Below are 19,097 nucleotides of genomic sequence, written 5' to 3' on the forward strand. Positions count from 1 at the left end.
ATTGACAGGGGTGAAAAACGAGAAAAAATGAACTTCAGAGAGGCTTCATTAGGATGACACGTATTATTGTAATAGAGGAGACAGATAATGGCTGTATGAATTTTCACCGTAAAGAATCAACTATCAACTGGAATTTTGGAAAATTTTGCATTCTGCCGAAATATATTGGAAAAGGGTTGGGCATCTAAGCGTGGGAGTTGTTGGAACAGAAAGAACAGTTAACCTGCTGGCCCTTGGAAATACCTGACTATTCAATTAGAAATCATCGCTTTCATGAAAGGTACGGCTTTCATAAAAGCGGACAAGATAGATAAGATGCAGACAGGTATTCATTTAGAATGTAAGTAAAGAAACGACAGAAATGAGCGATTTTAAATCGCTTATCTCTATCGCTTGTCTATATTAATTCAGCTTTACGTATCTGCTCGTAGGAGGTTTCTGCATCATGACATTTTTCCCAAATAACTGCTTTGCCTTCTGCGAGAGATTTTTTTACATCTATAATCCGCTGATTACTGCTTCCGCGGAATTGGAGATTTAAATTACGTTTGCTTAATTCAAAACGACCATCCACCAGTATATCAATTTTGTTAAGCAGCTCCAGCTTGTCTTCTGTTTCCAAAAGCAGCTCTTCAAAGGTATAGCCGCTCCATGACCAGATATCTTTAGTTGTTCCAAATTCCTGATGAATCCGATCAACAACTTTCAGACAAACCTCTGTATTCAAAAATGGTTCACCGCCAAGAAGTGTCATTCCCTGGACATAGTCATGAGACAAATCCTTGATAATCTGGTCTTCCAGCTCCTTGGTAAAAAGCTTCCCATAATGAAAATTTTGTATAGCTTTGTTAAAGCAGCCTTCACAGGCAAAAAGACAGCCGCTGACATAAAGACTGTTGCGAACTCCTTCACCATCAACGAAGTTGAAAGCTTTATAGTCCGCAATATAATTCTGGCTGTAATCTTTTGCGAGCCATTCTTTTGGGTCAGGATTGTTCATATATAAAATCATCCTTTCAATGATGCATTCATACTGTAAAAGCAGGTAAAAAAGGCAATTTAAATAATTTACTCAATTCCTTGCTTCAGCGCTCGTCTGAGATGAGGACGGGACAAAAGTGATTAGCTCCGAGAATTAAGAAGGAATATCTGAAAATAGTCAAGAAACGCTATTCATAGGATGAATAGCTGTGAATGGATACACTACGCTGCGCTTCGATCCCATCAACTTCTACGTAGGAAACATAAGCTTCACTAGGATTGCTTTAGCAGAGTAGATGCAGATGCGTCCTGTTATCTACTCAGTGAAGGAGCTGCTCCTGCGGTTACTCGTCGCAAAAAGAATTTTTGCTTTTGTCCCACCGTTTATTCGGGGGTAGATACGAAGAGCGTTTGGAACTTTATTTCTGTCCCACTCTCGGTTAAAAAAACAGCTTCATTAGAATAAGGAAATTGTTTCTTGGAACCGTCAAAACGATTTTGGGAAGCTTTTCCTTATTCTTTGAAGCTGGCCATTTATTGTTACAGATTCCTTTTAGTTCATGTGTTTAACACGTGAAGAGATTTCTTTGTGACGCCCATGAACCATTGGACGGGCTTGAGGATTTCCGAGATATCCGCAAGTACGTTTTACTACATCGCAAGATTTAGGGTCATGATTTCCGCATTGCGGACATTCAAACCCTCTTTCTGTCGGCTGGAAGTCCCCTTCATAGCTGCATTCATAGCAATGGTCTATCGGTGTGTTTGTACCTAAATAACCGACCTTGTCATAGGCATAATTCCAAACAGCTTCAAGTGCTTTAGGATTTTGCTGCAGAACTGGATATTCGCAGTAGTGAATAAAACCGCCTGAACAATATTGAGGATAGTCTTTTTCAAAATCAAGCTTTTCAAAGGGTGTCGGATTTTTTCGGACATCGTAATGGAAGCTGTTTGTATAGTATTCTTTATCAGTGATGTTTTCTATTACACCGAACTTCTCAGTATCCAAACGGCAGAAGCGATCAGTCAGACTTTCGCTTGGTGTACAGTATACACTGAAATGGTATCCGTACTCGTTGCCCCATTCGTCAGCGCTGGCTTTCAAAGTTTTAAGAATATCCAAAGTCAGTTCTTTTGCTTCCGGTTTGTTTTCCCATTCACCGCCGTAAAATGCGGAAGCTACTTCATACAAGCCGATATAGCCCAATGAAACAGTTGCACGTTTATTTTTAAATAGTTCATTTACTGACTCATCTCTTGAAAGACGTTTGCCAAAAGCACCATACATATAAAGGATTGGTGCATTGGCAGGAGCGGCTTCTTTACAACGTTCTACGCGATAAACAAGCGCATCTTTCATTGTACCCAGCCGTTCGTTAAGCAGTGACCAGAATTTGTCCAAGTCACCATTTGCTTCAAGAGCAATTCTAGGGAGATTTAAGGTTACTACACCTAAGTTCATTCGCCCAACGTTAATTTCCTCGCCGTTTTCATCTTTCCAGCCCTGAAGGAAAGAGCGGCAGCCCATCGGTACTTTAAAACTTCCTGTCAATTCAATCAATCGATCATAATTCAAAATATCAGGGTACATGCGTTTTGTTGCACAGTCCAATGCAAGCTGTTTAATATCATAGTTGGGGTCTTCACTGTTCAGATTTGTTCCTTTTCTCAGTGTGAAGATCAGTTTAGGGAAAATGGCTGTTCGTTTTTCACTTCCCAGTCCATTGATTCGAATTTGCAGAATCGCTTTTTGAATTTCACGTTCAAACCAGCTCAGCCCAAGTCCAAAGCCTAGAGAAGTGAACGGTGTCTGACCATTTGAAGTGAACAAGGTATTAATTTCATATTCCAGACTTTGCATGGCATCATAGATGTCTTTTTTTGTTTTTTCCTTCGCATATGTTTCCTGACGTTCTTTTCCGTCAATCCATTTTTTTGCATCATCAAGATGTTTTAAGTAATTTAATTCAGCGAATGGAGCCAGCAGTTCATCTACACGGTCGGCAGAACAGCCGCCGTATTGACTGGAAGCTACATTGGCAATAATCTGTGATATTTGTGCAGTCGCAGTCTGTATAGATTTTGGTGATTCAACTTCTGCGTTTCCAATTTTAAATCCATTATTCAGCATGCCTTTGAAATCAATCAGACAACAGTTCGTCATTGGTGTATATGGATGGTAATCCAGATCGTGATAATGAATATCCCCTTTTTGATGAGCATTGGCAACATGGGGAGGTAGCATTTTTAATCCGATAGATTTACCTACAATTCCGGCAGTCAAATCTCTCTGTGTATTAAAGACATCACTGTCCTTGTTGGCATTTTCATTTACGACAGTTTGATCTTTATTCAGCAGTTTCCCTATAGTAAAATTAATATCAGTTGCTTTACTGCGTTCAAAGTCGCGGCGAGTACGGTAGTTAATGTATTCTTCGGCTAATTCGTATTCATTTTTTTCCAATAGAATGTGTTCAACAATGTTTTGGATTTCATAAATTTTTACGTTTGAAGTAAAACGTTCTGCAATTTCCCTGTCTACATGCTCAACAATTTCCTGGATACGTTCGTAGCTGAGAGGCGCTAGTGCTCCGTTAATTTTTTGTTCAGCTTTGATCAAAGCATCATAGATTTTTTGATCATCAAAATCAACGAGACGACCATCTCTCTTAATGATCTTCATATTTCGCAGCAATGAAACGGTAGTGCTAAGAGAATCTTTTTGTTTAACTTCCATCATAACTTCCAACTCCTCAATGACTTATTCCTCATCTATCATAAATCAATTTCGTTTTTCTTTCAACTATATATAGTGCTAAAATGATAAAAAAACACATATTCATAACTATATATTGTATATCCGTATTTTGAAAAGCTAATGAAAGCACGAAGCGGAACGGTTTATCAAGAATCGCTTTACTAAAAAAGGAGGATTAGAAAAAGTTTTCAATCACAAATGGATTTTTACGGAAGCGCGACAAATTGTTTCGTAATGAGAATGATCTGTGAAAAAAGTAACATTTTAGAATAATTTTCATTAATAGAAGACTAAAGATGAAGTAACAGACTACTAACTTTATCTGCTTGTCTGCAGCGAAGAGAGTGGGGCAGAAATTGGTGCGCTCCTTCTATACAGGACATTGAAATATAAAAATGTCTTGTATAGGGGGAGTTTTGTATGTCTGAGATCCCTAAAACCGAATAAACGGTGTTCCAGTCTTTGTATGATTCGAGCATTCGAAGAAGCGTAGAAGCAAGTTCCTACATGCCCCCCAGACATGCGACGAGCATTCGAAGAAGCGTAGAAGCAAGTTCCTACATGCCCCCCAGACATGCGACGAGCATTCGAAGAAGCGTAGAAGCAAGTTCCTACATGCCCCCTAGACATGCGACGAGCATTCGAAGAAACCGTAGGAGCAAGTTCCTACATGCCCCCTAGACATGCGACGAGCATTCGAAGAAGCGTAGGAGCAAAGCCCCTCCATGCTTCGAGGATCGGAACGAAGTCCTTCAATTCTTAATGGCTCTGCCGTTTAGAAATTGATGAGATCGAAACGAAGTCCTTCAATTCTTAGTGGCTTTGCCGTTTAGAAATTGATGAGATCGAAACGAAGTGTAGTGTAGTGAGAACCGTAGACGTAGAAAAACGGATACAGCGTAATGTTTTGTCTCGAGAATTGTTAGACTCGTAGAGACAGCAGTTCTGGAAATAAGTCGAACGATACTGAAAATATGAGTAGCTCCAGGGAGGTATCCATTCACAGCTAGTCATTTTATGACTAGTGTTCCTTGACAATTTTCGTATATTCCGACTTATTGTCATAAATCACTACGATTGACTTGTCAGAGTAGATGATGCATGATACCTACCTGGTTCTTGAGACAGAACACTTCTGTCACAACCTCGACGAGTAATCGCAGGAGCTGCTCCTTCGGAATTAAGCTGAACGATCCTGAAAACATGAGGAGCTCCCAGATCTGTCACCGAGTATGTGACAGGACGTCATTTACTCTGCTAAAGCAATCCTAGCAGAGATTGTCAACTCTCGTATGTTTTCTATGTAGAAGTTGATAGGATCGAAGTGGAGCATAGTGTATCCATTCTCAGCCATTCATTTTAAAAACAATATTATATTTATTTTTTATAAGATTTTCAAAATATTATAATAGACGAATCAATGTTCAGGCAGGAGAATTATTGGTAAAATGAAAGCAATAAAAATGATTGGCGGCAATAAAAATGAATAAAATAATTGAAGTACAGCATGTGAGCAAATCCTACGGCTATCTGATTAATAAAGTAAAGGTTCTTGAGGATCTTTCTTTTACAGTTGAAAAAGGGGAATTTGTAGGGATTATGGGACCCAGCGGAGCTGGGAAATCGACCTTGCTGAATGTAATCTCAACCATTGACTTGCCAACAGCAGGAATAGTAAGAATTAACGGGAAAAATATTTTGGAATTAAAGAGTAATCAATTAAGTGATTTCCGCAGGCAGGAAATAGGGTTTATATTTCAGGAGTTTAATCTTGTTGATTCGTTAACTATCAAGGATAATATTCTGCTTCCTCTTGCCATTGATCATATACCGCTTGAAGAAATGGACAGTCGTCTGCATCATGTTGCAGAGCTGTTGAACATTGAAGCAAATTTGAATGATTATCCGAATACAGTATCTGTCGGACAAAAGCAGCGAGCTGCAGCAGCTCGAGCACTAATCACAAAGCCGCTGCTGATTTTTGCTGATGAACCAACTGGATCACTTGATTCTAAAGCCGCTGCTGAGCTGCTCCAATACTTAACTGAAATAAACAGACAGGATGGTGCGACAATCATAATGGTTACTCATGATCCATACACAGCCAGTTATTGTGACCGAGTTTTGTTTATCAAAGACGGCTCATTCTTTGCAGAGGTTGTTCGACAGGGAGCCAGAGAGAAATTTTTTAATCAGGTCATTGATATGCAGGCGACAATTGGAGGAGGGACCCGTCTGAATGATTTTTAAGTTATCATGGAGAAGTGTTCGGTCGAAATATTATCATTATATAGTTTATCTGATTGGAATGGTCTTTGCTGTAACCATTTATTACAGCTTCAGTGCTATTACTTATGATCGGGTACTGATCGACAGTGTGGGTCAGGAGGTCAGTCTCAAAAATGCAATGGGAATCGGAAGTCTGTTGATTATTGTAATGATTGCCTGCTTTATGATAACCGTCAATCGTTTTTTCTTCTTTCAACGAACAAAGGAAATTGGAATTTATCAGTTGACGGGAATGAAAAACAGACAGATTGCCAGCCTGCTTTTAATAGAGCTGTATATTTTGGGGGCTGCTGCATTAATTGCAGGTCTCATACTGGGTATCATTTTTTCGAAGCTTTTTTCGATGATTTTGGTCAAAATTATGTATTTAAATGTAGAAAGTATTCTTAGAATATCAGTACCTTCTGTTATGGAAACAACGGGTATTTTTATTTGGCTGCTGTTGATTGTTTCTATTCACATCTGCTTTTTGGTTTATTCATATCAGCTGACTAGTTTTTTTAAGAAGGAAGAACGGGTAGGTATTCAATCAGAAAAACTGACGAAAAAACAGTTGGTACTTGGAATAACAGGAATTGTTTTGATTGTATTCAGTTATATACTGTCATTTAATATTTGGTCGCTGCCAACCAATTCTGCACAGCTTATCTGGCTGCTGTCTGCGCCATTTTTGCTGGTCGGCTTGTGTACAATCGGCACTTATTTGATTTTTAAATATACCATCCATATTCTTATTCAGTTTTTCAGCAACAGGAAGGGCTATTATTCTAATGGTTTGACGATGCTTTCTGCCGGTAATACACGTCTTCATTTGAGTAAAGGCAGCAACACACTCACCGCTGTTTCTATCTTTATTGCCTGTGCGTTGGGGATTATCGGCGGAGCAGCTTCGTTTTATACACTGGGAATGGAAAGTGTGAACTCTTCGGACCCAGTTGATTTTATTGTAAGCAGCGAGCTGTTTCAAGCAGCAGAAGAAAATGCGGCTGAGCAGGGGGCTGCTCTTCAAGAAACAAGGCTGAATTTTAAAATGACCGGTGCCCGCTATCGCTACAGCTATTCAATCAGCCGGAAGGAAACACTTGATTATGAAGGTCCGATTAATGTGATTTCGCTGTCTAATTATCAGGACTATCAGGAGATTAATCCGTATTTACAAACAGTTACGTTAAGAAGTGAAAATGAAGCTGTAATCCTGAATGGAATACAGAATACATTTAGTCGCTTTATTGAGTATGATTCTGCTGTTCAGCTTGCATCAGACCGAACGATAATGATTGCAGGTATGGTGTCAGATTATCTAGGAAATTCTATGCTTAGGTACAATAAACCAACAATGGTGGTTTCTGATGAAGTTTATGAAGCCATTCCAGCAGATGTTATATTTGAACTGAGTGCTTTCAACCTTGAGCAGAGAGAGGGTGAGATACTTCCGGATCAGATAATGGCTGGGATTTCTAAAGAATGGCAGCATCCGGTGTATTATGGGACGAATGCAGACGGTGAGGTTTATGTTTCACAGGAACCGATTCAAGCGTCAAAAACTGAATCGGTTGAAGTCAACGAACAGGAAGGCTGGCGTCTGAATTATACGAGCCGAATAGCCGCATTTATTCACAATCGAAAAGCACTTGGTGTTTTCATCTATGTTATGTTATTTCTAGGTGTTTTGGCGCTGATTATTACCGGGAGTGTCTTAATGGTTCGGCAATTTGCGGAGGCAGAACGTGAGAAAGCAACATTCAGTTTGCTTAGAAAACTGGGGATTTCTGAAAAGCAGCTGCGACGACTGATCTACAGGCAGAATATTGTTGTATTCCTTTTGCCTATGCTCTTGGGATTACTGCACGCAGGATTTGCCATTCGTTTGTACAGCCAGCTGGTACCAAGTTCAGGCTATTGGCTGGTCTATCTTTCCTGCGGTTTGCTGATTATCATTTACGCAGTTTATTTTCTGGTGACTTCTTCAGTCTATTGTTGGATTGCAGGAGAGAGCAACAAATGAATGTCCGGTATCAGGCTGGTTTTAGCAGTTTGAGTCTAGTTTGTGTGGAATTCTATTCCAATTTTCAGTGTTTGACAAGTAATTTTATTAAGGTTCTGAGAGTTCTGTTGCTTTTTCTGCTGTTAAATAGAGTATGAATGTTATAATATTTTTGAAATGATTTCTGAAAGGGGCTTTCGTGTTGGATAAGCGTGAAGAAGAATTATTAATCGAGTTAGTAAATGCAAAAGGTGTGCCGGGAAATGAAGACGAGGTACGAGCTGTGTTTAAAAAGCATGCTGAGCCTTTTGCCGACAGTATTCTCTACGATGGCTTGGGAAGTATTATTGCCAAGCGCACAGGGGATAAAGAGGGACCTAAAATTTATTTTTCCGGTCACTTGGATGAAGTTGGCTTTATGGTGACTCAGATCACCGAGACTGGATTTATTAAGTTTGAAGCATTGGGCGGCTGGTGGGAGCAAGTTATGCTGGCACAGCAGGTTCAGATAAAGACTCGGTCAGGAAAGGTCATTCATGGAGTCATCGGTTCAAAACCCCCGCATGTTTTAACTCCTGAAGTGCGGAGCAAGCCTTACCAGATGTCTGATATGTTTATTGATATTGGTGCGTCCAGTGAGGAAATGGTGGAGGAATGGGGGATCAGGCCAGGCGATATGGTTACTCCTTATATTGAATACCGCAGAATGAATGAGACAAAATTTTTACTGGCAAAAGCCTGGGATAATCGCGTCGGCACTGCTGTTTCTTTAAAGGTATTGGAGAATTTGGCTGAATCCGGACATCCTAACATTCTTTTTGCAGGAAGCGATGTTCAGGAAGAAGTAGGGCTGAGAGGGGCTCAAACTAGTACGAATCTGGTTGATCCGGATATAGCATTTGCTCTGGATACAGGTACTGCCGGAGATACACCGGGAATGACACCAAAAGAGGCAGATTCCAAGTTGGGGGAAGGACCGCAGATTTTAATTTACGATGCTTCCATGATTCCACATAAGAAGCTAAAGGATTTTGTTATTGGTATTGCAGAAGAACTGAATATTCCTTTTCAGTATACAGTGATTACAGGCGGCGGAACGGATGCCGGCAGAATGCATTTGGCTCGAAATGGTGTGCCGTCTCTTGCTATTACAGTGCCGGTTCGCTATCTTCACTCCCATACGTCAGTTATTCATGAAGATGACTATTTAAATACGGTTAAGCTGGTGACGGAAGTTGTTAAACGTTTGGATAAGGAAGCCGTTTGCAAAATCAAAGAATATTAAAGGAGATGAGATAATGGAGAAGCAAATGACCAATGCTATGCATAGAGACAGAGCTAGAAAAGCCCTGAGCGGCAAATGGGGGACGATGGCGCTGATTGTTTTTGCAAGCTTCCTGATCAAATTGTTTGTCAGTAACCTGATCGGCAGTTTTACAAATCTATCAAGTGAGAGTGCTTCAGGCAGGTTAATTAATTTTATATTGAGTAATGGTTTTTATTTTGCATTAACATTTGGTACGTACTTTGCCGCGCTTCAGGTAATTAGGGAACGGCCGGTCAAAGTGGAAATGTTGCTAATGATGTTCAGAGGAGAATATTATCTTCCGCTGCTGCTTATTAATTTGATTCAATATGTGCTGAATCTGCTGATAAACTTTATTATGCTGCTGCCGGTTCTTATCTCATATGGAGCAACTATGTATTTTGGCTTGATGTTTAATGTGGTTTCTGTTGAACGCTTCCAACAGGAAATGTCGGCCAACATCACTCTGGCCTTTGTTATGCTGCTGTTTTCACTGCTGGTCATTTTGATTAGTATGTTTATTGGCGGGGTTTTCCAGTTTGCGGTTTGGGTTAAAATTGATCAGCCTGCTTTGGGAATCGGTGATATTTTGAGAGAAGCTCTGAATATGATGAAGGGGCATTTTAAGCAATACGTATTTTTACAGCTGTCATTTATCGGCTGGTACATTGTTGGAGCTATAGCAGTGGGAATTGGATTATTATGGGTAATCCCTTACCATGATGTTGCGGTGGCAAGTTTATATGACAGTATTCGACGCGAAAAGGAAGTTGTCTTTTAGGAAGGATTGCAAAAATTTTTTCTGAGGGCATTTGAGAATCAGGTCAGATGATTCCTTAAGAAAGAATGAACGGACTGCAGCAAATATATCAGAGGCTGATTAAACACAGAGCTGTTGCAAATGATTAAAAGACTTGGAGGAGAAGCAAGTGAAAATAACTGTTTTAGGCTGTCTGGGTGCATATCCGTATGATGGCAAAGGAACAAGCTCCTATTTATTGGAATCGGAAGACTTCCATTTACTGCTGGATGCAGGAAGTACTACTTTGATTAATTTGGAAAGGCACGTTGATCCATTAGAATTGGATGCGGTTATCTTGTCGCATTATCACTATGATCATATTGCTGATCTGGGTGTCCTGCAGTATTACCGTCAATTGTATCCGGTTTTGACCCCGTTGCCGATTTTGCCGATTTACGGACATACCGATGATGCAGCTCATTTTGCTGAACTGGATATGGATGGAGTGTCTAAAGGAATGCCTTATTTTGAAGCTGAGGAACTGAAAGTCGGACCATTTATCATTAGTTTTATGAAAACAATCCATCCGGTGCCCTGCTATGCTATGCGCTTTGTGGAAGAAAAAACAGGAAAAGTTTTTGTTTATACAGGAGACTCCGGTTATTTGGAAGATTTTATCGAATTTGCTGCAGGAGCAGATATTTTTCTGGTAGATACGTATTTATTTGAAGGTAATGAAAGACACCATGCTCATTTTACTTCGAAGGAATCTGGAGAATTGGCTAGAGCGGCAAATGTGAAAAAGCTGATTTTGACTCATTTACCTCAACATGGGTCTTTGGAAGAATTAAAGAATCAGGCTGAAAAAGCGGCTGATTATCAGGTGCCGGTAGAGCTGGCCTATCAGGATTTAGTTATCGAATTGTAAGCAGTGGTCAATAAAAAAATGAAAAGGAGCTGTTCGGAGTGATATTTGTCCCAAATGAAAACAATGATCCGCGAGTGAATTTAGCAATTGAGACGTATTTATTGAAGGAAAAACCTTTAGATGAACCGATTCTTTTGTTTTATATTAATGAGCCGTCAATTATTATTGGTCGTAATCAAAATACAATTGAAGAAATCAACAAAGAATATGTGGAGGAGCAGGGGATCCATGTCGTTCGCCGATTAAGCGGGGGCGGTGCGGTGTATCATGATCACGGTAACCTGAATTTCAGTTTTATTATGCCGGATGACGGTAATTCTTTCCGGGATTTTGAAAAAGTAACGAAACCGATTATTCAAGCTCTGCATGAATTGGGCGTTTCGGGAGCAGAACTAAAAGGGCGTAATGATTTGGTTATTGACGGAATGAAGTTTTCCGGAAATGCGATGTATGCAACAGATGGACGCATGTTTGCACATGGAACACTGATGTTTGACAGTGATATTGATGAAGTTGTTAATGCGCTGAAAGTACGAAAAGATAAAATTGAGTCAAAAGGAATTAAATCGATTCGTTCACGTGTAACAAATATCAAGCCGTTTTTACCTCAGGATAAGCAGGGGATGACAACAGAGGAGTTTCGTCAGGATATTCTTTTGAAAATTTTTGGTGTTGATTCTGCTGATCAGGTGAAAACATATGAACTAACTGAGGAAGACTGGCAGCATATCAATAAAATATCTGACGAATATTACCGAAACTGGGAATGGAACTATGGAAAATCTCCTTCCTTCAATTTGGAGCGCAGGCATCGTTTTCCAATCGGCTCTATAGAAGCTCGTATGGATGTTGAAGATGGTCAGATTAAAGAGCTGAAAATTTATGGTGATTTCTTTGGTCTCGGTGAAATTAAAGATGTCGAAAACACATTGACAGGTGTGAAATATGACAAAGAAGCCATCCGTGAAGCAGTTGATAAGATTGACGTAAAAAAATATTTCGGCAATATAGAAAAAGAAGAATTTGTTGAGTTGTTATATTAGGGCATGTCTGAAAAGTTAGTGGAATTCGAATTTTTCAGTGGTTTTTGTTGAAATCAAGGAAGAAAACACAGCTTATGTGGTTCATAAGCGAGTATTTATGACGATGGGTTTGATAAAAATCATCAAACTATTCGCCGATTGAGTTTTCAGACACACCCTAATACAGAGGAAAAAAACATACTGATAAAATATGCAGTGAAAGTCGAGATGATTTTTGCTGCGTATTTTTAATAGTTAAATGCCTGTTTCAGAAAAAGAACAGCTTTTGACATCGAATCCGCCAATTCGTATAATAGTGGTCGTGAGAAGGAGTGAAGAACATGCGCAATGAAATGATGCATCGACCGGTTGTGAAAAAAGAACTGCTGGATTTTATGCGTGAGAAACAGAAAAAATTGCCCGGAGAACTGGGAGTGGTGGAAGAAGAGGCTCATGCAGATGGAGTTCCAGTTATTCCACATGAAACGGTTGTGTTTCTGCAGTTTTTACTGGGGCAGATTAAACCGAAAAATATTTTGGAAATTGGTGCTGCGATTGGTTTTTCTTCCAGTTTAATGGCACAGTATGTCGGAGAAGACGGTCATGTAACAACTATTGACCGCTTTGATGTAATGATAAAGAAGGCAAAGAAAACCTATGAACGTCTGAATTTGACAGATAAAGTAACCCTGTTGGAAGGAGAAGCAGCGGATATTCTACCGACCCTAAATGAAAGCTATGATTTTATTTTTATGGACAGTGCAAAATCCAAATATATTGAATTTCTGCCGAACTGTCTGCGCCTTTTGCGTGTTGGAGGAGTATTGATGGTGGATGATGTTTTTCAAGCTGGGACAATTCTTGAGCCTCTGGAAGATATTCCAAGAGGAAAACGAGCAATTCACCGCAAACTGAATGAGTTTCTCGAAACAGTTATGGCTCATCCGGATTTAACATCCAGTTTAGTACCATTGGGAGATGGTATTATTTTGATTACGAAGGAAAATGAAACGATTGAATTATAAAAATCGAGTTTGGGACAGAATTAAAGTTCCAAACTCTCTTTATATCTAAACCCGAATAAATGGCGGAACAAAAGCAACTCCTTATTCTCGGAGCTGATCGCTTTTGCCCCGACCTCGTTTTTGCTGTCAGATTGATCTATAGTAATTTTTTTCGCAGGTTTCAGGCTACATCGGCTTCAAATTTTTTTCCAGCCGATCAATCATCCATGCCAGACGTTTTGTTCGACCTGCTTCGGTTTTAGCATCAAGATAGGCTCTTGTGTATGTCTTTTTTACTGATGGAGACATATTTTGAAAATTTTTATAAGCCAGTTCATTTCCTTTTAGCAAAGCAGCTGTTTGTTCAAGCTGTTCATTGGTAATTGCAGAGGGCTTATTGGCATTATCCCACTGTCCGTTTGCTTTGGCCTCTGCAATTTTTTCCCTGCCGAAATCAGTCATCTGGCCATCGTTTTCCAATCGCTCAACAAGGGATTTATTTTTAGCTGACCACTTGCTGTTTTTTCTTCGGTTGGAAAAATACTTAATGTAGGCAGAGTCGTCTATCCGTTTCATTACTCCATCAATCCAACCGAAGCAAAGCGCTTCTTCAAGTGCTTCACTAGCTCTTAACGTGCTTAATTGATCTGTCTTACTGAACAGCAGCCAAACACCTTCACTGGTTTGACTGTTATCTGACAGCCATTTTCTAAAATCATTTTGTGTTTCAAAATGCAGCGGATCGGTCATTGAGTTTCCTCCTTTAATTCTAAATGGCTCTGCCATTTAGAAATTGATGAGATCGAAACGAAGTGTAGTAAGAACAGTAGAAGCAAAAATTATCTAGTTACTGAGGTTTTCTTATAACCGTTATATTTTAATACGCAACTTCTTTTTTACTGAAACTGTTTATTTTGGTGTAACCAGTTTTTTCAGTGGTTCAACCCCAAACATTTTTTCCTGATAGAGTAGTATTTCCGCACAGGCACGACTGTCTTCAAGAGCATCGTGGTGATGATTCAGCTGGATATTCAAATTTTCGCAAACGGTATTCAGTTTATGATTTGGAAATTCGGGAAACAGCTTTCGGCTGGTTTTCACTGTACAAAGTGAAAGATAATTCGGCTGCTGGATTTGATAATAATCCAGGCATCCGGCCAACACACCACAGTCGAATCCGGCATTGTGGGCAACAACCAAACTGTCAGAGCTGAAGCAGGAACAAATCTGGTTCCAGACATCAGGAAACTTCGGAGCATCCGCAACATCTTCTGGATGAATCCCGTGTACTTGAATATTCTTCCAGAAGAAGTCTGTTTCCGGTTTAATCAGAGAATAATATTCACCAACAATTTGACTATTTTCAACTTTTATCAGGGCCACCGAGCAGGCGCTGTGTTTGGCGTAACTAGCTGTTTCAAAATCAATAGCATAAAAATTCATCTTAAAAATCCTTTCATTCAGATTGATAGTTTAATTATACGTTATTTTTGAAGAAATAGATTTATAGTTAACGTATTTAACAAAAAATTAGGACCTGTTTAGAAATTTTTTAGTCAGGAATCACAGAAGCAGACTGTTCTTCTTTAGTATAAAAATCCGTTAGCTCCACTTCTACAGGACAATGATCACTGCCGAAAATTTCTGTGTGTATTTTGGCTGAAGTCAGCCTGTCTGTCAGATCTTCTGATACAAGGAAGTAGTCAATCCGCCACCCGGCATTGTTCTGCCGTGCATTAAACCGATAGCTCCACCATGAATAGACGCTTTCAGTATCTGGATAGAAATAGCGGAAGGTATCAATAAAACCGCCTTCCAAAAGTGCTGAGAATTTTTGACGTTCTTCTGGTGTAAATCCTGCATTCTTTTGATTGGTTTTCCAGTTTTTCAAGTCAATATTTTTATGAGCAACGTTCAGATCGCCGCAAATAATCACTGATTTTTTCTTTTTAAGTTCACTCAGATAATTAAAAAATGCATCTTCCCAAGTCATTCGGTAATCCAGACGCTTTAACTCATTTTGTGAATTAGGTGTATAACAGGTAACTAAAAAGAAATCAGCATATTCAAGTGTGATCACACGTCCTTCTTTATCATGTTCTTCCATTCCGATCCCATAGTAAGCATTCAGTGCTTCTGCTTTTGCAAAAATAGCTGTGCCGGAATATCCCTTTTTCTCTGCATAGTTCCAGTACTGATAATAGCCAGGAAATACAAGATCAATTTGACCTTCCTGAAGCTTTGTTTCCTGCAGACAGAAAAAGTCTGCATCCATTTCTTCAAATACTTCAATAAAATTCTTTTTGACAACAGCCCGCAAGCCGTTTACATTCCATGAAATACATTTCATTATGAGGTTCCTCCTAATTTTGAAAGTAGATATATTTTACTGCGGATTGTCTGCTATGCTGTGTTTTTTCAGCTTAAAAATGAAAAGAAAGCTTAATACGGTAGAAAGAATAAAAAGCGAAATACCAAAATATAAGAGTGGTGCTTTCTTCAGATTTCGAATAAATGTAAAAATGTCTCCCCTAAATAGATTTATAGGTGAAAGAACTGTGTATGAAAAAATATCAATAGAAAACATAAAGCACAGTCCGGCAATAAAAAGATAGATAAAGCAGTTTTTTTACTCATAAACAGCTTCCTCCAACTATTCTGATGAAATGAAAAATAGGTTCAGCCTTATTAATTATAACACTATTGCTCTGACCAAATTATAAATTATAGTAAAAAAATGATAGGAGTCATGTTTGAGTTAGTGAAGAATGAAAGAATCGGACGGATAAGAATTTCTGCAGTGTTAAAGGTAACTTGGGAATCAGCAGCTGTTTGAAAACTTTGAATAATGACCACCAAGAAAAGAAGTAATTTTCTTTGAAATATAGTACTATTAAAGATAATTGTTTATAGGAGAGGGTATGTATGAAAATAGGTGTTATCGGTCTGGGAAACATCGCTCAAAAAGCATATTTGCCGGTGTACAGTGAGTTAAGAAATGAAGGCGAATTTGTTCTTTCAACCAGAAATAAAGAAACAAGAGAGCTTTTACAGAATAAATATGGGTTTAAAGAGCTTGTTGCAACAGTGGAAGAGCTGATTGCTTCAGGAATTGAAGCATGTTTTGTCCATGTGGCAACAGAAGTTCATGTTGAAATTGTAGAAAAACTGTTGAAAGCCGGCATCCATGTTTGTGTGGATAAACCTCTGAGCGAAAATCTTTTAGAAGTTAAAAAACTGCAGGAATACGCACTGAAGAATCAGTTGATTTTGATGATTGCTTTTAACCGCCGTTTTGCTCCGTTTGTTGATAACCTTAAGAAAATTGAAGATAAGAATTTGATTCTTGTACAAAAAAACAGAATTAATTCACCGGGAGCCTCCAGCTTTATGATCTATGATCTTTTTCTTCACGTGGTTGATACAGCGGTTTATCTCCTTGATGGACCCGTTCAGCAGGTGCAGTCAAAAATGATTGAGAAAGACGGGAAGCTGCAACGAGTATTTCTGCATTTAGAGACAGAGACTACAACGGCAATTTGTTCCATGGATCTGGTATCTGGTGCGAATACCGAATCCTGTCAAGTGACGTCACCTTCTGGAACCTTTTACTTGGAGAACTTAACAGACTTGACATCTGTATCTGCAGAAGGAACAGCGAAAGAAACTTTTGGAGACTGGACAACGACGCTTGAAAAAAGAGGATTTGCTCCGATGATAAGAAACTTTATCCAAGGCGTTAGGGAAAAAAATTCTGCGAAGCTAAAACAGGAAAAGGTATTTCTAAGTCATGAACTTTGCAGCCTGATCTTGCAGCAGCATCAACGCCATGTTTTATAGGTGAAATGATAGATTGGTAAAAAGCTTTGGAGAAATCCGAAGGTTTTTAACGTCCTCTAGAAAGTTTCTCTTTATCATGCTAGAATGATAACGATGTTTTGTAAGAAAGGAATCGACTTTCAATGAATAAAATTAAAGAGAAAATACAATTAAAACTTAAAGAAACGACTATTTTGTTTGATGAACCTTTGATGAATTTTACTTTTACAAAGACCGGAGGACCAGCAGACATGCTGTCTTTTCCAAAGACTAAAGAAGAGGTACGGCAGATAGTTCTTTTTTGCAGGGAGAATGGTATTCCGTGGATCGTTCTGGGAAATGCAAGCAACCTGATTGTTCGTGATGGCGGAATTCGCGGCATGGTTATCATGCTGGCGGAGATGAATCAGGTCAATGTGGCTGGCGATAAACTAACAGTAGATGCCGGTGCTAAACTGATCGATACAACCTATGAAGCACTGGCCAATGATTTGGCAGGTTTTGAATTTGCATCAGGTATTCCCGGAAGTGTCGGTGGAGCTGTCTTCATGAATGCAGGAGCCTATGACGGCGAAATTAAAGATGTTTTTGAATCAGTGGAAATTTTGTTGCCTACAGGTGAATTTCAACTACTGACAAATGAAGAAATGAATTTTTCCTACAGACACAGTGCTCTTCAGAATATGAAATGTATTGCTTTGCAGGCGGTTTTTGCACTGACAAAGGGTGATACTCAGCAAATCAAACGAAGGATGGATGAGCTGACTGAATTAAGACAGTCAAAACAACCATTGGAATATCCGTCTTGCGGCAGTGTGTTTAAGAGACCGGAGGGACATTTTACAGGTAAGCTGATACAGGATGCTGGATTACAGGGGCTAAAATGGGGCGGTGCACAAATTTCAGAGAAGCATGCAGGTTTTATCGTAAACATTGATGGTGCAACTGCAACTGATTATGTGGAATTGATTGCCCATATCCAGTCAGTGATTCTGGAACAGTTCGGCGTTAAACTGGAAACTGAAGTCCGCATTATCGGTGAAGAAAAATAGAAGAAATAGGGTGTCGAAAACAATACTAAATTTTCGTTTTGCTGAAGAAAAGGACCTTCCCGTAAATTCTTCAATATATCAAAGAACTTGCTGAATACGAATAACTTTCTGCAGAAGTGACTGCAGATGAAACTATTTTGAAAGAGTGGTTTTTTGATAAGGAAAGAGCAAATGTACTGTTTCCTTTGGTTGAAAATAAGCTGATTGGTTTTTGTCTGTACTTTTATAATTTTTCTGCATACCTAGTCCGCTCCGGTTTGTATATTGAAGATTCATACATCGAAGAAAAATACTGGAAAATAGGGTATGGCAAAGAACTTCTGCACAGGATTTTTGAAATTGCCAAAGAAGAAAAATTAGGGACGGTGGAATGATTGTACTTAAATGAAAATACACCGGCTATGGAGTTTTATATTTCTCAAGGTACTGATCTGATGATGGATTGGACAGTGTTCAAAGTTAAAAATGAATTGCAAGAAAAAATCATCCTGAACAGAGGTTCAGGATGATTTCTATAATCTAATTTTTGTTGTTTTTTAAGTCTTCAATTTCCACAACCTTGAAGTTCTTTCTTTCCAGCTGCTCCACAATCAGAGTACATATTTCTTCTGTTGTTTCAGAAGGCAGGGTGATTAATGTCCGGCGAATAAACTCATCTTCACCAATATCCAGAGTGATACAGCTGGCTATACTGCTGTGCTTTGCAATGATCTTGGAAATGCTTGCCAAATCGCCCTGTTTGCCAGTTGAAGCAATAGTCAGAACATAGCTTCCTCTTTCAATATTCCATGATTGAGCGAGAATGTTCAGAAGGGTGCTGTGGGTCAAAATTCCATAAAAATGATTATTTTCATCTAAAACAGCAATATAAGGCAATTCTTTGATTGTAAAGAACACTTTAAAAAAGGAAGTGTTGATAAAAATAAATTTCGTCGCGTTCTTTAATAAATAAGTTACAGGGAGACTCATATCCCCTCCGTTTGCTTTGTGTCTGTAGATATGCATTTTATAAATATTGCCTCGGAATATTTTTCCTGTTTTATCCAAAATCGGTACACAACGATAGCCTGATTCTTCTAGTATATTTAAGGCTTCTTCCAATGTGCAGGATTCGTTTACTGTAGTTAGATTTTTTTTCTTGAGAACAACAGATTTTACTAACATGTCTAGCCCTCCTTGAATTAGATGTTTATGACAAATTAATGATAA

18 protein-coding genes are annotated in these 19,097 nt (G+C 39.0%); 12 read left to right on the forward strand and 6 right to left on the reverse strand.

Translation table 11 applies throughout. From position 1 onward, the window contains the following. The first annotated feature begins 53 nt into the window (after window positions 1–53). Window positions 54–188 carry a hypothetical protein gene (locus IW492_RS18340; RefSeq protein ID WP_269160921.1) on the forward strand — a complete coding sequence of 45 codons (135 nt, stop codon included), beginning with the start codon at window positions 54–56 and terminating at the stop codon, window positions 186–188. A 209-nt stretch (window positions 189–397) separates the two neighbouring features. On the opposite strand, the gene nrdG is transcribed toward IW492_RS18340, so the two are convergent. Together nrdG and nrdD are read right to left on the reverse strand one after the other, a co-directional pair. Further along, window positions 398–1,000, reverse strand: a complete 603-nt coding sequence (gene nrdG / locus IW492_RS06950; protein ID WP_202066859.1) for an anaerobic ribonucleoside-triphosphate reductase activating protein — start codon at window positions 998–1,000, stop codon at window positions 398–400. Window positions 1,001–1,534: 534 nt separating this feature from the next. Next, on the reverse strand, window positions 1,535–3,724 hold the full coding sequence (gene nrdD, locus IW492_RS06955) for an anaerobic ribonucleoside-triphosphate reductase (RefSeq protein ID WP_202066860.1): 2,190 nt from the start codon (window positions 3,722–3,724) through the stop codon (window positions 1,535–1,537). 1,500 nt (window positions 3,725–5,224) lie between these two features. Between nrdD and IW492_RS06960 the strand changes: the two genes are divergently transcribed. From IW492_RS06960 to IW492_RS06990, 7 genes are all read left to right on the forward strand, one after another. Continuing rightward, entirely contained in the window at window positions 5,225–5,992 is a 768-nt protein-coding gene (locus IW492_RS06960; RefSeq protein ID WP_202066861.1) for an ABC transporter ATP-binding protein, read from the forward strand. Further along, window positions 5,982–8,036, forward strand: a complete 2,055-nt coding sequence (locus IW492_RS06965) for an FtsX-like permease family protein (protein ID WP_202066862.1) — start codon at window positions 5,982–5,984, stop codon at window positions 8,034–8,036. Before IW492_RS06960 ends, IW492_RS06965 begins: the two co-directional genes overlap by 11 nt. A gap of 181 nt (window positions 8,037–8,217) precedes the next feature. Further along, complete coding sequence (locus tag IW492_RS06970) at window positions 8,218–9,300, forward strand: M42 family metallopeptidase (RefSeq protein WP_202066863.1); 1,083 nt, start codon at window positions 8,218–8,220, stop codon at window positions 9,298–9,300. Between the two features lie 13 nt (window positions 9,301–9,313). Further along, complete coding sequence (locus IW492_RS06975; protein ID WP_202066864.1) at window positions 9,314–10,102, forward strand: DUF975 family protein; 789 nt, start codon at window positions 9,314–9,316, stop codon at window positions 10,100–10,102. Window positions 10,103–10,250: 148 nt separating this feature from the next. Next, window positions 10,251–10,991: an MBL fold metallo-hydrolase gene (locus tag IW492_RS06980; RefSeq protein WP_202066865.1), complete on the forward strand. Its 741-nt coding sequence runs from the start codon at window positions 10,251–10,253 to the stop codon at window positions 10,989–10,991. Between the two features lie 38 nt (window positions 10,992–11,029). Then, window positions 11,030–12,034 (forward strand): lipoate--protein ligase, encoded by a 1,005-nt coding sequence (locus IW492_RS06985; RefSeq protein ID WP_202066866.1) that lies wholly within the window; start codon window positions 11,030–11,032, stop codon window positions 12,032–12,034. Window positions 12,035–12,354: 320 nt separating this feature from the next. After that, window positions 12,355–13,038 carry an O-methyltransferase gene (locus IW492_RS06990; RefSeq protein WP_202066867.1) on the forward strand — a complete coding sequence of 228 codons (684 nt, stop codon included), beginning with the start codon at window positions 12,355–12,357 and terminating at the stop codon, window positions 13,036–13,038. Between the two features lie 165 nt (window positions 13,039–13,203). Here the strand turns inward: IW492_RS06990 and IW492_RS06995 are convergent, their stop codons facing one another. From IW492_RS06995 to IW492_RS07005, 3 genes are all read right to left on the reverse strand, one after another. Beyond that, window positions 13,204–13,767 (reverse strand): YdeI/OmpD-associated family protein, encoded by a 564-nt coding sequence (locus tag IW492_RS06995; protein ID WP_202066868.1) that lies wholly within the window; start codon window positions 13,765–13,767, stop codon window positions 13,204–13,206. Between the two features lie 159 nt (window positions 13,768–13,926). Continuing rightward, complete coding sequence (locus tag IW492_RS07000) at window positions 13,927–14,460, reverse strand: 3'-5' exonuclease (RefSeq protein ID WP_202066869.1); 534 nt, start codon at window positions 14,458–14,460, stop codon at window positions 13,927–13,929. Window positions 14,461–14,569: 109 nt separating this feature from the next. After that, window positions 14,570–15,367 carry an exodeoxyribonuclease III gene (locus IW492_RS07005; protein ID WP_202066870.1) on the reverse strand — a complete coding sequence of 266 codons (798 nt, stop codon included), beginning with the start codon at window positions 15,365–15,367 and terminating at the stop codon, window positions 14,570–14,572. 575 nt (window positions 15,368–15,942) lie between these two features. Between IW492_RS07005 and IW492_RS07010 the strand changes: the two genes are divergently transcribed. The 4 genes from IW492_RS07010 (at window position 15,943) to IW492_RS18345 (ending at window position 18,397) form a co-directional block, all read left to right on the forward strand. Further along, complete coding sequence (locus IW492_RS07010) at window positions 15,943–16,857, forward strand: Gfo/Idh/MocA family protein (RefSeq protein WP_202066871.1); 915 nt, start codon at window positions 15,943–15,945, stop codon at window positions 16,855–16,857. Between the two features lie 122 nt (window positions 16,858–16,979). Further along, on the forward strand, window positions 16,980–17,888 hold the full coding sequence (gene murB, locus IW492_RS07015; protein WP_202066872.1) for a UDP-N-acetylmuramate dehydrogenase: 909 nt from the start codon (window positions 16,980–16,982) through the stop codon (window positions 17,886–17,888). 137 nt (window positions 17,889–18,025) lie between these two features. Next, a complete protein-coding gene (locus IW492_RS07020; RefSeq protein ID WP_202066873.1) occupies window positions 18,026–18,262 on the forward strand; it encodes a GNAT family N-acetyltransferase in 237 nt (78 codons plus the stop codon). Then, window positions 18,263–18,397 (forward strand): hypothetical protein, encoded by a 135-nt coding sequence (locus IW492_RS18345; protein ID WP_269160922.1) that lies wholly within the window; start codon window positions 18,263–18,265, stop codon window positions 18,395–18,397. A gap of 10 nt (window positions 18,398–18,407) precedes the next feature. Here the strand turns inward: IW492_RS18345 and cbpA are convergent, their stop codons facing one another. Next, window positions 18,408–19,052: a cyclic di-AMP binding protein CbpA gene (gene cbpA, locus IW492_RS07025; protein ID WP_202066874.1), complete on the reverse strand. Its 645-nt coding sequence runs from the start codon at window positions 19,050–19,052 to the stop codon at window positions 18,408–18,410. Window positions 19,053–19,097: the final 45 nt, after the last annotated feature.

Source organism: Enterococcus sp. BWB1-3, from assembly GCF_016745275.1.
Classification (GTDB): domain Bacteria; phylum Bacillota; class Bacilli; order Lactobacillales; family Enterococcaceae; genus Enterococcus_L.